This window comes from Fervidicoccus fontis Kam940, assembly GCF_000258425.1.
Lineage (GTDB): Archaea > Thermoproteota > Thermoprotei_A > Sulfolobales > Fervidicoccaceae > Fervidicoccus > Fervidicoccus fontis.
This window is the reverse complement of record NC_017461.1, coordinates 806,470-819,288: the sequence shown is the minus strand read 5'-3', so window position 1 is coordinate 819,288 and position 12,819 is coordinate 806,470. Positions and strand designations below refer to the sequence as shown.

At 33.9% G+C, this 12,819-nt stretch carries 17 protein-coding genes; 9 read left to right on the top strand and 8 right to left on the bottom strand.

Translation table 11 applies throughout. The features are described 5' to 3' along the window. Positions 1 to 11 precede the first annotated feature (11 nt). On the bottom strand, positions 12 to 1,118 hold the full coding sequence (locus FFONT_RS04300; protein WP_014558006.1) for an inositol-3-phosphate synthase: 1,107 nt from the start codon (positions 1,116 to 1,118) through the stop codon (positions 12 to 14). Positions 1,119 to 1,198: 80 nt separating this feature from the next. Here FFONT_RS04300 and FFONT_RS04295 point away from each other — a divergent pair, with 80 nt between their 5' ends. Further along, complete coding sequence (locus FFONT_RS04295; protein WP_014558005.1) at positions 1,199 to 1,531, top strand: helix-turn-helix domain-containing protein; 333 nt, start codon at positions 1,199 to 1,201, stop codon at positions 1,529 to 1,531. A gap of 20 nt (positions 1,532 to 1,551) precedes the next feature. On the opposite strand, the gene FFONT_RS04290 is transcribed toward FFONT_RS04295, so the two are convergent. Continuing rightward, positions 1,552 to 2,496 (bottom strand): DNA methyltransferase, encoded by a 945-nt coding sequence (locus FFONT_RS04290; protein WP_014558004.1) that lies wholly within the window; start codon positions 2,494 to 2,496, stop codon positions 1,552 to 1,554. A 367-nt stretch (positions 2,497 to 2,863) separates the two neighbouring features. On the opposite strand from FFONT_RS04290, the gene FFONT_RS04285 reads away from it, so the two are divergent. Both FFONT_RS04285 and FFONT_RS04280 read left to right on the top strand, forming a co-directional pair. Further along, positions 2,864 to 4,354, top strand: a complete 1,491-nt coding sequence (locus FFONT_RS04285; protein ID WP_014558003.1) for an NCS2 family permease — start codon at positions 2,864 to 2,866, stop codon at positions 4,352 to 4,354. A gap of 93 nt (positions 4,355 to 4,447) precedes the next feature. Beyond that, positions 4,448 to 4,828, top strand: a complete 381-nt coding sequence (locus FFONT_RS04280; RefSeq protein ID WP_014558002.1) for a helix-turn-helix domain-containing protein — start codon at positions 4,448 to 4,450, stop codon at positions 4,826 to 4,828. A 301-nt stretch (positions 4,829 to 5,129) separates the two neighbouring features. Here FFONT_RS04280 and FFONT_RS04275 read toward each other — a convergent pair whose 3' ends face one another. Both FFONT_RS04275 and FFONT_RS04270 read right to left on the bottom strand, forming a co-directional pair. After that, on the bottom strand, positions 5,130 to 5,864 hold the full coding sequence (locus tag FFONT_RS04275; RefSeq protein ID WP_211206212.1) for a phosphoglycerol geranylgeranyltransferase: 735 nt from the start codon (positions 5,862 to 5,864) through the stop codon (positions 5,130 to 5,132). Continuing rightward, entirely contained in the window at positions 5,854 to 6,210 is a 357-nt protein-coding gene (locus tag FFONT_RS04270) for a transcription elongation factor (RefSeq protein ID WP_158308313.1), read from the bottom strand. Before FFONT_RS04270 ends, FFONT_RS04275 begins: the two co-directional genes overlap by 11 nt. Positions 6,211 to 6,330: 120 nt before the next feature. On the opposite strand from FFONT_RS04270, the gene rpiA reads away from it, so the two are divergent. Together rpiA and FFONT_RS04260 are read left to right on the top strand one after the other, a co-directional pair. Further along, complete coding sequence (rpiA, locus tag FFONT_RS04265) at positions 6,331 to 7,032, top strand: ribose-5-phosphate isomerase RpiA (protein WP_014557999.1); 702 nt, start codon at positions 6,331 to 6,333, stop codon at positions 7,030 to 7,032. Further along, a complete protein-coding gene (locus tag FFONT_RS04260; protein ID WP_014557998.1) occupies positions 6,998 to 7,393 on the top strand; it encodes a hypothetical protein in 396 nt (131 codons plus the stop codon). The genes rpiA and FFONT_RS04260 overlap by 35 nt, the downstream gene beginning before the upstream one ends. A 46-nt stretch (positions 7,394 to 7,439) precedes the next feature. Here FFONT_RS04260 and FFONT_RS04255 read toward each other — a convergent pair whose 3' ends face one another. Next, on the bottom strand, positions 7,440 to 7,904 hold the full coding sequence (locus FFONT_RS04255; protein WP_014557997.1) for a DUF1947 domain-containing protein: 465 nt from the start codon (positions 7,902 to 7,904) through the stop codon (positions 7,440 to 7,442). A gap of 148 nt (positions 7,905 to 8,052) precedes the next feature. Between FFONT_RS04255 and FFONT_RS04250 the strand changes: the two genes are divergently transcribed. Continuing rightward, a complete protein-coding gene (locus FFONT_RS04250) occupies positions 8,053 to 8,283 on the top strand; it encodes an LSM domain-containing protein (protein WP_014557996.1) in 231 nt (76 codons plus the stop codon). 24 nt (positions 8,284 to 8,307) lie between these two features. Next, positions 8,308 to 8,496, top strand: a complete 189-nt coding sequence (locus FFONT_RS04245) for a 50S ribosomal protein L37e (protein WP_014557995.1) — start codon at positions 8,308 to 8,310, stop codon at positions 8,494 to 8,496. Between the two features lie 55 nt (positions 8,497 to 8,551). On the opposite strand, the gene FFONT_RS04240 is transcribed toward FFONT_RS04245, so the two are convergent. Beyond that, positions 8,552 to 9,238 (bottom strand): RibD family protein, encoded by a 687-nt coding sequence (locus FFONT_RS04240; protein ID WP_014557994.1) that lies wholly within the window; start codon positions 9,236 to 9,238, stop codon positions 8,552 to 8,554. A 373-nt stretch (positions 9,239 to 9,611) separates the two neighbouring features. Here FFONT_RS04240 and FFONT_RS04235 point away from each other — a divergent pair, with 373 nt between their 5' ends. Beyond that, complete coding sequence (locus FFONT_RS04235) at positions 9,612 to 9,956, top strand: DUF2148 domain-containing protein (RefSeq protein WP_014557993.1); 345 nt, start codon at positions 9,612 to 9,614, stop codon at positions 9,954 to 9,956. A gap of 409 nt (positions 9,957 to 10,365) precedes the next feature. After that, positions 10,366 to 10,863 (top strand): AAA family ATPase, encoded by a 498-nt coding sequence (locus FFONT_RS04230; RefSeq protein WP_244403698.1) that lies wholly within the window; start codon positions 10,366 to 10,368, stop codon positions 10,861 to 10,863. 19 nt (positions 10,864 to 10,882) lie between these two features. On the opposite strand, the gene FFONT_RS04225 is transcribed toward FFONT_RS04230, so the two are convergent. Both FFONT_RS04225 and FFONT_RS04220 read right to left on the bottom strand, forming a co-directional pair. After that, entirely contained in the window at positions 10,883 to 11,470 is a 588-nt protein-coding gene (locus tag FFONT_RS04225) for an endonuclease dU (protein WP_014557991.1), read from the bottom strand. Further along, complete coding sequence (locus FFONT_RS04220; protein ID WP_014557990.1) at positions 11,457 to 12,680, bottom strand: Cdc6/Cdc18 family protein; 1,224 nt, start codon at positions 12,678 to 12,680, stop codon at positions 11,457 to 11,459. Before FFONT_RS04220 ends, FFONT_RS04225 begins: the two co-directional genes overlap by 14 nt. Between the last annotated feature and the right edge of the window lie 139 nt (positions 12,681 to 12,819).

Here is a 12,819-nt window from a genome sequence, read left to right as displayed (position 1 = left end):
AAAGTAAAAAATTAAGAAATGCTCTTTTTCCCATATTTTCTTATAAATTCTTCAAGAAGGCTCCTGGCTTCGTACGGGGAAGAAACAGGCTTTGGCGGATGCTTCATGTAATATGCACTAGCCTCGTGAATAGCTCCTGAGAGTCCGTTGTCTAGCGCGAGCTTTGCTAGTCTTATAACATCTATCATTGCTGCAGCATACTGACTTTTATCATCAACTTTTAACTTGACGTCCAACTCTACTGGGAATCCCAGGAATGATGTCGCCCTCACATATATGTAAGCGATTTTAGTGTTTCCTAAGAAAGGTACCCAATCACTAGGTCCGATTCGTATTCTGTTTTTCTCAAGAATCTCTTTCGGATTTGTAAGAGTATTCAAAACAGCGCTAGTTTTGCTTTCTCTCTTACTTCTTAGCCTTTCTTCTTCCTTCATGTTCAGGAAATCGGTATTTCCGCCTATATTGAGCTGATAAGTTTCATTAATCCTCAAACCTCTTTCCCTCATTAATGCAGTAAGTGAAGAGTGCAGTATTGTTGCTCCAAACTGACCCTTTACATCATCTCCAAGTACTGGCAATCCAGCCTTCTTAAACTTCTCCTGCCATTCTCCCTTCGGATCGCTTGCAATAAAGACAGGCATTCCATTAATGAATGCAACTCCAGCTTTTATAGCAGCTTCGGCATAAAATCTTGTTGCTTCTTCAGAACCGACTGGCAACATATTAACTAGAACTTCTGTTCCAGAACTTTTTATCGCACTTACAATTTCTTCCATAGTGACTTCTTTATTGTGAGGCATGAAAATATTTCTCATATGATCTGCAACACCGTCAAGCACAGGACCAGCTATAACTTTAACTCCTGTCTTTGTATCATCAACGATTTTAGGGAATAAATTTGGCCCTTCAAATATCGCATCTCCGAGATCTTTTCCAATTTTTCTGACATCGACATCAATAGCTAGTGTAAAGTCAATATCTTCAATTTTATAACCGCCTATATCAGTAAATAGAATTTCTTTGGTTTTATTAGGGTCTTTTTTTGAGAGAAGAACACCCTGAACGATAGCAGAAGCGCAATTTCCAATACCAATCAAACCAACTTTAATTTTTCCCATATTTCTCACTACATATAAAATTTTTTATATTTATAAAAGTATAATTTTTTTAACGTTAAAAAGTTTTTGAAAGTGAAAAAATGGAAAAGGAAAGCAAATCAAGAGCATTTGAGAGGCTTAAAAAGAAGATAGAGAATGAAGTATTGTGGATATACGTTTCTTACGTCCTTATTAAAAAGGGAGCTTTGTCCATTAATGAAATAAAGAAAGAGATAAATGATTTATTCGGTATAAAGGTTAATACATTATATTTGTACAGTATAATATACAGGATGGAAGAAGAAGGATTAATAGTCAAAGTTGAAGGCGATCCAAAAAGCACATATACTATAACCCCTGAAGGAGAGCTTACATATAAGAAAGCACTTGTTTTTCTTGAAGAAAAACTTCTCCAGCTAAAGAAACTTTTTTAATAAGTTTTTAATAAGAAACTTTAAATATAAAGCATATAGTATTGGAATTTTTCATAGTCAGATGAATCCAGGGGCTTTCTAAAAACGAATATATGCTCATGTTTTAGCAAAAGGAAGTCGTTTTTCTTGTTTTTCCAGAACGCCGTCCCAATCATATTATGTTGTACTTTTATTATGTGTTCCTTTATAATAAATCCCTCTTCCAAAAATATTTTCATAACCATATAACCTAAAGGAATCACATGTTTTTTCCTTCTAATATCTCCCACCATTATGGCTAAGTACTTGTCTTTTTTTAGAATCCTGTAAAGCTCTCTTGCAATTCTTCTCATTTTTTCTAAGTACTCTTGTATACTCATCTTAGAAAGATCACCGTCGCTTCCTTTGGAGTATTTTATGATGCTGGCATATGGAGGATGTCCGAGTATAAAATCAAACTTTTCATCTTCAAATGCATCTAAGTATTCAGCATCCCCTTCAAATAGTTTGACAAAAGAGTCGCTTGAATATATAGGCTTTATTCTACTCCAGGAAAGCATGACGGAATCAATGTTTATATCAACACCATAGCATCTTCTCTTTAGTAAAATGCACTCTATCATAGATGTCCCGCTCCCCAGGAAAGGATCTAGTACGGTATCGCCACTTTTAGAATATAGAAGCAAAAGGTTTCTCGCTACCTGCGGTGACCAGTTGCCTCTAAATTTTGCATTGTATTTGTGAGTGGCCCACTTTCCTCTCTCAGGAAAGCTCCATACCGATGTTTTTTCAACCACGAACTCTTTAGGCTGAAGCTCTTTAAACCCCTCAATCTCTAGCTCAATCTTCTTGCATCCAATTGTTACGTATTTTTTTCTTTTAGCGATCGATTCAAAGTCTTCAAGTGTAATCTCTTTAAGAGGGCGTCTTAACTGCAACCCTATTTGCTTAGCATTTTCCTGATTTAATTCTGTAATGTTACTCATTATAAGTAATACACCTAAAATCAGTTTCTTTTGCGAGACATCTAAAAAGGGCAAGACGATCGGCTGGGTTAAAAACTAATGGAGCTTTTAAAAATTGACCAATAAGCTAGCAGTTTACAACTGAAAGCCTCGCCTTTTAAGGTGGGAAGGAGGTCAGATCGAAAAAATCCAAATGATAAAATTGTATATTTATAACTAAAAAATCCCATTTTTTGTCACTAAATGAGCAAATGAATTTAAATAACAAATCTTCGCTTAAGTCTAAAATGTGGAAACTAAGACAAACAGTAAAAAACTCTACATATTCAGACTAGAATTTCAAGTCCATTATAGCGAATTAAAGATTAGATAAATTTATTTGTTTAAGGTGAGAGGATTGTCATTTAAAGATGCACTATATAAATATTTCGAATTAAAGGAGAGAAATACTACTGCAAAGGTAGAAATAATTGCGGGAATAACTACTTTTCTATCTATGGCTTATATATTGTTCGTTAATCCATCAATACTTACGGACGGTTTTACCATAGCATTACATCAAGCTTTAGGGATACCAATGACACAACCCATTCCTCAAGAGTACATGCCATTAGTTTACAATGTAAAGCTTGGATTCACACTAGCAACAGCGCTTTCAGCTGCTACAGCAACTTTAATCATGTCCTTATATGCAAAAATGCCTTTTGGACTTGCTCCAGGGATGGGAGAAAACGCTTTCATTGGATACACAGCGATCCCTCTTTTTGCAAGTATCCTCATAACATCCCACGATCTTCAAGGGGTTGCCCCCGCTATATTTGCTATATACCTTGCGTTGGTTTCAGTATTCTTTAACGGGATCCTGTTTCTAATATTCTCAGTTGGGAGGATAAGAGAGTTTATACTCAACTCTGTTCCAGAATCTATAAGACTTGGCATTAGCATAGGTATTGGTCTTTTTATAACGCTAATTGGTTTTTCAAATATTGGCATAGTCGAGCCTGGAGTAGGAACTCCAATATCTTTTAATACAGCAGCATTAAAGACAGCCGCATTTTACTTAGGGTTGCTGAGTTTCTTCATTGCAGCTGTATTAATGGCAAAAAAAGTTATTGGCGGCTTTATTATTGCAATACTTGGTAGCACAGCTATTGCAATATTGCTTTCTATAACAGGATTAACTCCAGGATTAATATCAACTTCTTCTAGTTTATTTACAATGCCTAGCTTTACGACATCTATTCTTAACGATCTTCCAAAATCATTCTACCTGTATTTCACGCTGTTTGGGCTAGGATTTCCTATAGCTTTCTCTTTATTTCTAGTTGACTTTTTCGACGGTATAGGTACTTTAACTGGTCTTGCTATGAAAGCAGGGCTGGTTAAAGACGGAAAAGTTATGAACATTAATAAGGCATTAATTTCTGACGCGTTAGCTTCTATAATATCTCCATTTTATGGGACATCTACTACTGTAGTTTACGTAGAAAGTGCGTCGGGAATAGAAGCGGGAGGAAAGAGTGGGTTAACATCACTGATAATCGCAATACTGTTCTTCATATCTGCTATATTTGCTCCTCTATTTACATATATACCAACATTTACCACTGGTGGAGTGCTTGTATTGGTAGGCCTTCTCTTTTTAGGACTGGCAGGTAAACTAACTTCAATGGAAGACTTGACGGAGGTAATTCCAGCATTCTTCACTCTTGTCGCCATACCATTTACCTACAGTATTACAACTGGAATAGGATTTGGATTCATTAGCTATATTGTTATAAAAATTGCTTCTGGTAAATTTAAAGATGTAAAACCGGGTATCGTCTTGATAGCACTGTTGTTTATAATATACTTCTGGCTTGCAGCGAGAGGTTTTTAAATTTTAATTTTTATCATTCATTTAACATAACTGGCTAGTTTAATAGAATAATATAAAGAAATTTTAAGACTAAAAACTAACGGTGAAATCGCCTTGTCAGCCATTACATTTTTTAGAAAGCTAGACAGAGAAACTAGGAAAAAAATTATTGAAACGATAGTTTTAAAAAGGGGAGGAAAAAAAGTAGCCGAAGATCTAGGAGTTTCTAAAGCAGCAATCAGCAGATATCTAAAAGGAGAAATATTTCCAAGCGATAAGATACTTTCTAAAATATTTGAAATTTCTGACAAAGAAGAAAGAGAGAAAATATCAATTATTATCGGAGAATATATTGTAGATTTATTGAAAGAGTATAAGAATTTGTTTTCTTCTCTCGAAAAAGATACCATTTATAAAGATATAAAGATGAAAATTTTCGAGGAGTTAGAATCTCTTGTAAAAGAATTGAAATCAGAATGTGATCAAAAGACTTAAAGCTCTGCTAAGTATTACGACAAATAAAAGTTTCGTAAAAGCCTATTTTTTAAAGCAAAACTCTACTAAAAATGGTATTACCTCAATAAACAAAAACTCAGAGATTTTTAAATATACCTCATTTTTTGGTTATAGAATATTTCATATATTTCATTTTAGTTAGTATTGTTTAAACCAATTAATATACAGGTGAATAAAAGAATGTCCCAGAAGGGAAAGAAGAAAGAGAAGAAAGAAGAAAAGAAGCAGTAAATTGAATTAACTGCTTGCTTAAAAGCAATTTAAAAATAAAGTTTTTTTGTTAATCTTTTTTCTTTATCGCTTTGATAATTTCTTCAGCTTTCTTAATGTCTTCTTCTACTATATTTCCGGTAACTATCGCATCGGCCCCAGCTTCTGCAACAGAAAGTGCTGCCTCTTTAGTTCTTATTCCACCTCCAACAATCAAAAAAGCTTCGGGAACGGTTTTTTTAATGCTTTTAATAACTTCCGGAGGAATGTGTTGCGGGCTACCTGAACCTGCTTCTAAATAAATATATCTCATTCCTAGCATGTTTGCTGCAAGGGCATATGCTATTGATATATTTACCTGATCCCATGGTATAGGTCTAGCCATTCCCATATAACCGGCAGCTCCTCCATAACCTATAACGATGTATGCTGTTGGCAAGGTTTCTAATCCGTATTTTTTAACTAGAAATGCCCCCTGAACTTGAGCGCCAATTATATGATAAGGATTTTCACTATTTAAAAGGCTCATAAATAAAATTGCATCGGCGGTCTTTACTATATTTGTTAAATCTCCCGGGAATATTATAACTGGAAGACCAGTCTCCTTGAGTTTGAGTGCTATTTCAGATGCTTCAATAGGATCTACACCAATACTTCCTCCCAAGAGAAAAGCATCAGTTCCTATATCTTTTAGTATTGAAGCAATTTTTTCCGCATTTTCAGCATTTGTTTTATGAGGATCAATAAGCGTAAAATGCAATGTGCCAAATTTCCTTCTTTCTTCGAGATATTCTTTAACCTTCATCCTCTTCAGCACCTTCATCCTCTTCTTCTTTCTCGATCCTTGAGCCGTCAAGTTCTCCAATACATTTATTACTAGCTATCTCTTTTTCTATGTCTCCTTCAAAACTATCATATAAATCAATAACTTTACCATACGCGTTTACCGGTTCAAATATATTAGGAACATAAAATCTAGCACAAAAGCCGCATTCTCCACAGGAAGCCTCAGCTATAGCTTTGTCTTCACCCTGCTTAGGACGGATTACAATTCTTAATGACTCCTTACTACAATGCGGACATACGAATATTTTTGGTATTTTCCGCACAGGCTTCTTAAGTTGCTGTCTCTTTCTTTTCCTTCTACCCAACAACATCGCCTCTGTAAAATTATTTTTAATAAATAAATATAACGAACATTTAAATAATATTTTTAAAGGATTTTAAATCAATCTAGTTCTTATTTTATTAAGACGTTTGGGGGACTAGAATTGCAGAAAGAGGAAGAAAAGAAAATAGCAGCCAGTATAGCTACTAACTTGGAAGAAGTGAAAAAGGCCAAAGTCATCGGAATAGGTACAGGATCTACCACTAGTTATTTCATAGATTATCTTCCAGAAGATATTTTAAAGGGAAAAGTTTTTGTTACTTCAAGTTTTGATAGCACTTTAAGATTAAAGCAGAAAGGAGCGAAAGTATTAAGCATCGATTCAATAGAAAGCATTGATATATATATTGATGGTGTGGACGCTATAGATGATAATGGAACCGCTATAAAAGGTGGAGGGGCAGCTCTCTTTAGAGAAAAGCTACTAGCATCTATGAGCAAATATTTTGTTGCTATTGCGGATACTTCAAAGCTAAAAAAAGAGCTGAATAATAGTTTTATACCTATTGAAGTAAAACCCGAAGCAGTCAACTATGTGATTAAAAAATTAAAGGATATTGGTGTGATAGGCAATGTTAGATATTCTAAAGAAGGTAAATGGGGACCTGTTATAAGCGATAGTTATGGAGTAATAGTCGATATTCAGATAAAAAACTGGAAAATCAGCCTAGAAGAACTTAATAATACTTTAAAATCTATAACGGGAGTAGTTGAAACAGGTCTATTTATTGGAATGATAGATGCATTAATTGTCGGAGGAGAACCTCCTATTGTCAAGCAGTTCTATAGAAAAGGAAAGAATTGAAAACGCGAAAAAGCTATGCTCAGAGTATTCTTTTGGACTTCCTGAATCAAGTAAAGGAAAAGCTCTAGTTAAGGCTTTAGAAAAAAAGATAGTTATTATAAGTAGAAATCCTCTTATAGCTGTTTTTTTAGGCGATAAAGAAGATCACATATTAATTCCTTATAGCTTTTGCAGTTGTACAGATTTTTCATTAAATGTTATTTATAGGGAGAAAAGGCAAAACTGCTATCATCTTTACTCCTACTGTTTGGCAGAAAAGATGGGGCTGATAACTGAAAAAATAATCAACGAACCCACAGTTCTTTTTTTAATAATAAAAGATATTTTTGAAAATGGAAAGTCAAAACTTTTAAGAAAATAAATAGCTTTCTGAAAAAGAAACTTAATATAAAACCTGAATCCAAAAATCAAACGTTCCAAAATTTATCTCCAACATAATGTATATTTCTAGCAACTCTTCCTTTTTTGGTAACTTTCATTTCAGCAGATGACATTTCTGCTATCATTACTGCAATAGGCAGTTTATGCTCCAAATCCTCAACGATCACTATGTCGCCAGGTAAAAAATCTCCTTCTATTCTTACAATTCCAGGTGCCATAAGATCGGCGCCAGAAGATACAGGCTTAACTGCTCCCTTGTCAACAAAAATCTTAGGCAAAATTGTATCTCTATGTTTTAGCAAGTACTTCAGATGAGGAAAAAATTTGTCCTCAGTTTTGCATAATGCAGGAACTGAGTCGAAAAGATAGCAACTGAATTCTTTGCTTTCTAGAATTTCAACTTTTTCTGGCTCAAGGGAGATCTTTAACTTTGAGTTAACTTCTTTTAAAATTTCATCTTTTTCTTTTTTTGATAAATAATGCCTTCTCAAAATCTCATCCCTTTTTATAAAAAATTTAAATGTTAAGCTTTATTAAGTCATAAATCTGTGAAACATACTTAAGAGTTATAAAAGAAAAAGTGTTAAGTTTAATTAATGCAAACTATATGAAATAACAATTACCAGTTTGGTGAATAAAATGAGTGATACTGCACATAAGATACTTTCATCTTCAATGGGACAAACAGTTTTAGTAAAGCTAAAAGGCAACAAGGAAGTAAGAGGAAAACTGAAAAGTTATGACCATCATTTGAATATAGTTTTAGAAGATGCCGAAGAACTATTTCCAGATGGACAGGCTAGAAAACTAGGCACAGTTATAATCAGAGGAGATAATGTAATCATAATATCGCCTGCATCAAATGGATAAGATAACTAGGAGAGTGATAATAAAATGGTAAAAGGAACTACTTCGATGGGAAAGCACTCTAATGGATTAACACATATAAGATGTAGAAGATGCGGAAGGCATAGTTTTAATGTAGCTAAAGGATACTGTGCTGCTTGTGGATATGGGAGGTCTAAGAGAATAAGAAGGTATTCTTGGCAAAATAAGAAGGTCAATAAAGAAAGATTAGTCTAGAGCACGTTTGTTAATAAAGAACATATAGAATCAGCATTGAATAATTGAATATATTTTATTCGTTAATTTTATCTAGAATATTCTGAAGATTATTATGTACTTTATACTTGAGGATAACTTCCTCTCCACAGGGGCACTTTTCCATACTAAGCAATTCTAGTTTAATTCCAGGAAAAGGGAAGCCACTTCCACTTACTGGAGAATATTTAGTATTTCCCAGAATGTATGGAGTTACCGTTATATAAAACTCATCAACAAGGCCCTCCTTTAGGAAGAACCAATTGGTTCTTCCTCCGCCTACAACAAGAATTTTTTCACATCCACGTTTTTTTAATACATTTAAAATTTCTTTAGTACTTAAATATCCTTCTTTTTCATTAATTGTGACTATCTCAATTCCTTTCGAATTGAGTTTTTCAATTTTATCTCTTTTTGCGTTATAAGCTTCCTTACTAGAAAATATTAACACAGGACCTCTCAATGTATCATATACTTTTCTTTCTATTGGAGTTTTAAGCTTTGGATCAATTACTGCTCTTAGTGGATTTTTCAGAGAAGAAGGTGATAGAAAAGATATATTTGTCGTCAACACGGTATCAGCACCAACAACTACTGCATCTGACCATTCAATGTTTCTATAAAATCTTTCTCTTTCATATTGACATAGAGGATACCATTCTCCTTCTTCATCGGCTGTCTTTCCATCTGCAGTCATTGCCATAGATATTCTCACATGAATCATAATCTTACCCTTTTGAAGAATTATAGTGGTTGCTATATTTTTGACTTTTGTGATTCAATTTTTTTAAATTTAAATGGTTTGCTAATATTTCAACAAATACAAATAAAAGTATGTAAGTTAGAGCAATAAAATCCGAAGGTAAACAACAGAAAGTATATATCACATTAAACCTTAAAATAAATAAGAAAAATACCAAATAAAATTTTTAGGGCGAGCATAGTGATAAATAAAAAAGAATCGATCTACGAATCTTCAATCACAGTAGCTAAGCTTATGGTAGCTTCTGCGAAAAGCGCTCCAAAGCAAGAGGTATGGATAACATAACAACAATAATATTGGAAAAAAAGAAGAAAAGGAGAAACTTGCAAATAAAATGGAAGAGTTATCTTCATACTTTGGTTCATTCTTTTCAAGAGATACAAACAATGTAAGAAATAGCGATGCAATAGTTTTAATAGGTTGCAAGATAATTGATCAGGGATTAAAAAGATCGGAAAAATGGAAGATCGATCCAAATACAGCTTGCTTCCTAGTTAATTTAGGTATTTCGCTTGGTTCTGCTGTAAAGATGGCCTCATTACTTAATATCGATAATAGAATAATGTATTCTATTGGAGTAGCCGCAATTAAGCTAGGTCTTATAGATGCAGATGTCGCTTTCGGAATACCAATTTCGGCCAAAGCGAAGAATATTTACTTTGATAGACCACCCATTTGAAGCTAATATCAACGAAATTTTTTTATCATAGCTGAAAACCTTGCCTTTTAATGTTAGGATGAAATTTGAACATTTTTAAGCTTTTAATTTTTATTAAAGCCTAGTGATCAGCTTTGAAGGGCTGTAAATGCTTCCTAATCATGACAATTGGAATTAGTGTCAGTCTTGAGCCCAAAGTAAAACAAAGAAATAACATCAGATAATATAAACTTTTATGAAACTCAAAACAGCTTGTCGAGGCTTTGGGTTTCCAGCGGCCTTCATGGTACGCCTCTTTACAACTGAAACCCTCGCCCTTTAAGGCGGGGAGGAGGTCAGCTTAGGGAACATCACTTAAGTTTTTTATCTCGCCTTTTTGCATTTATACTTAACTTCCCCTACCTAACGGACTGGGTCTCCTGTGAGCAAAATGAAAAAGATTTTTATTATAACTGGGACTCCTGGAACAGGTAAAACTACAATTTTGAAGAATTTAGAGAAAGAGCTTAAAGAAAATGCTCTTATGATTGATGCGGGAGAGCTGGCTATAAAAGAGGATCTTATTTTTGCCTATGATTGTTTAAGAAAATCCTTGGTTATTGATATAGAAGCTCTAAAAGAAGAAATAAACAAGATCATTGAGCTTGCAAGTGAAGATTTAATAGTAATTTCCTCTCACTATCCATGTATTGCAGACAAAAATAAGGTAGAAAGAGTTATAGTTCTTAGGACTAGCCCCGAAAAGCTCTATGATAGACTCAAAAATAGAGGTTGGGAAAAGAGAAAAATAGAAGAGAACATTGATTCCGAAGAGTTGAGTGTAATTTTACTGGAAGCAAAGAGTTGTTATGGAAATAAAGTCATTGAAATTAATACAGACGATGACATAGCAACAACCATGAAAAAAATATTTGAAGCATTATTATAGTGTCGTTTATATATAAATTTCAAATCGTGTTTTCTTTTATTAAGAAAAAAGAAATTTCTTTTGCTATTATATGTGCAACCCTTATTGGTTCAGGTAATTTAGAAATTAACTGGTAGCTTTCTATGAGAAATTCCGCATCCTTCGCATTTTCTATTGTTGTAAAAAAATATAGCTTTCCTCTAAAGTTCACTATGCTTCTGACATTCTTTATTACTTTATAAATATGCTCCCATCTGTATTCCCAATCGGAAAAGTGAAGCCTCAAGGCATTTTCAATTTTATCTTGATTGGGCTTTCTCGAAAAAATCGCTATAATTTCCATTTTTGTTTTTTCTTTAATTTCTTCCGGATCTATAAAATTGAACCCTGCATATGTTACTCCATCTAAAAATACAACAACATCTTTGGAGTTGATTCCTTCTGTTGCACTTTGAATAAGCTCTATCCCTCTTTCTGTGGCATCTGTCCTATCAACACCAATTTTCCTTATGAAAGCACTAACAGGATTGAATCCGTTAAACTTAACTCCCACGATTACAGTGTTTTTGTTTTTTCCCTTTTCAAAATGACCATCATCTATTCCTATTGCAATTTTATTTATCAACATCTACCACTGACTCCAAAATTTCATCATCCTTTAATGCATTGAGCACTGTATTCAAGTTTGCTATTAGTTTTACAACTTTAGTTTTTCCATATCTTCCTCTGCTGATAACTCTAGCACTTACAAGCCCCATCATATCTAGTTCGCTTATTATATCTGTTACTCTCCTTTGTGTTAAAGTTTCAAGTCTCAACTCTGACGTCTTTTTTGAGTATTCAACGAAGATCTCACCAGTTGTAGCAGAATCTTTTCCTCTTCGAGTTAAATCTACTATAGAGGCTAATATTAGCTTTGCATGTAAAGGAAGGGTTGAAACGACCTCATATACTTTGTCCTTTTCTAGTTCTTTTCTCGCTTTTTCAACATGTTCTTTTCTAACCTTCTCATCTCCTTCTCTTTCAGCTATTTCTCCTGCAACTCGTAGCAAATCTAGAGCCTTCCGAGCATCGCCGTGCTCTCTTGCGGCTAAAGCAGCGCAGAGATCAATTACTCCCTCATCTAAAGCACCAGTTCTGAAAGCAATTTTTGCTCTATCTTCGAGAATGCTCTTCAATTGTAGTGCATTGTACGGAGGAAAGACAATTTCCTCCTCTCCTAAGCTACTTCTTATACGAGGGTCCAAATTATCAATGAAGTTAAGATCATTAGTAATCCCGATCATGCTTAAAGAGCTATTTTTAAGTTCTTCATTTATCCTAGTTAATTTATAGAGCAGATCATCACCTTGTTTCTTTATTATAAAATCGATTTCATCTAAAATTACAATAAATCTTCCGCCCAAACTTTCAAGCTTAGAAATCAGCCTTCTATATAACTCTGCAAGACTTAATCCAGTAAATGGAACGTGTCCGCCCAAACTTTCTATTATATCTGCAAGAACTCTATAACTTGTATCTCTTTGTCTGCAATTTACATACACTGTTTGTATAGGCAGTTTTAATTCTACTGCTCTTTCTTGAAGTTTTTTCGTCACTAATTTAACGACTGCAGTTTTTCCTGTACCTGTTAGACCATATGTGAAAATATTGTTCGGTCTGGAATTTCTTAAAGCCTGTGCAAGGATAGAAGCAATTTTTTTAATTTGTTCTTCTCTAAATGGTAGGTTTTCAGGAACATAGTCCGGTGTTAGCTTATCTCTATCGAGAAATATCGATGCTCTCTTGATGCTTTTGAAAACCTCATCAAGAAAGTCCTCATTTTGCAATTTCAACACCTTTCACATTCCAGTAGAAATAAAAGCATTTCCTTTTAAAAATTAAAGCTTCTTTGGATTAAAAAGTTATTTGACAGATAACGATAAGCCTCACCCGTTTAGGGCGGGAGAAGGTCAGACATATTGAGAATATATACTT

Coding starts and splice junctions, on each gene's coding strand:
- FFONT_RS04300 (WP_014558006.1), bottom strand. CDS start 1,118: ATGGGAAAAATTAAAGTTGGTTTGATTGGTATTGGAAATTGCGCTTCT.
- FFONT_RS04295 (WP_014558005.1), top strand. CDS start 1,199: ATGGAAAAGGAAAGCAAATCAAGAGCATTTGAGAGGCTTAAAAAGAAG.
- FFONT_RS04290 (WP_014558004.1), bottom strand. CDS start 2,496: ATGAGTAACATTACAGAATTAAATCAGGAAAATGCTAAGCAAATAGGG.
- FFONT_RS04275 (WP_211206212.1), bottom strand. CDS start 5,864: ATGAAGGTTAAAGAATATCTCGAAGAAAGAAGGAAATTTGGCACATTG.
- FFONT_RS04250 (WP_014557996.1), top strand. CDS start 8,053: ATGAGTGATACTGCACATAAGATACTTTCATCTTCAATGGGACAAACA.
- FFONT_RS04245 (WP_014557995.1), top strand. CDS start 8,308: ATGGTAAAAGGAACTACTTCGATGGGAAAGCACTCTAATGGATTAACA.
- FFONT_RS04240 (WP_014557994.1), bottom strand. CDS start 9,238: ATGATTCATGTGAGAATATCTATGGCAATGACTGCAGATGGAAAGACA.
- FFONT_RS04235 (WP_014557993.1), top strand. CDS start 9,612: ATGGAAGAGTTATCTTCATACTTTGGTTCATTCTTTTCAAGAGATACA.
- FFONT_RS04230 (WP_244403698.1), top strand. CDS start 10,366: ATGAAAAAGATTTTTATTATAACTGGGACTCCTGGAACAGGTAAAACT.
- FFONT_RS04225 (WP_014557991.1), bottom strand. CDS start 11,470: ATGTTGATAAATAAAATTGCAATAGGAATAGATGATGGTCATTTTGAA.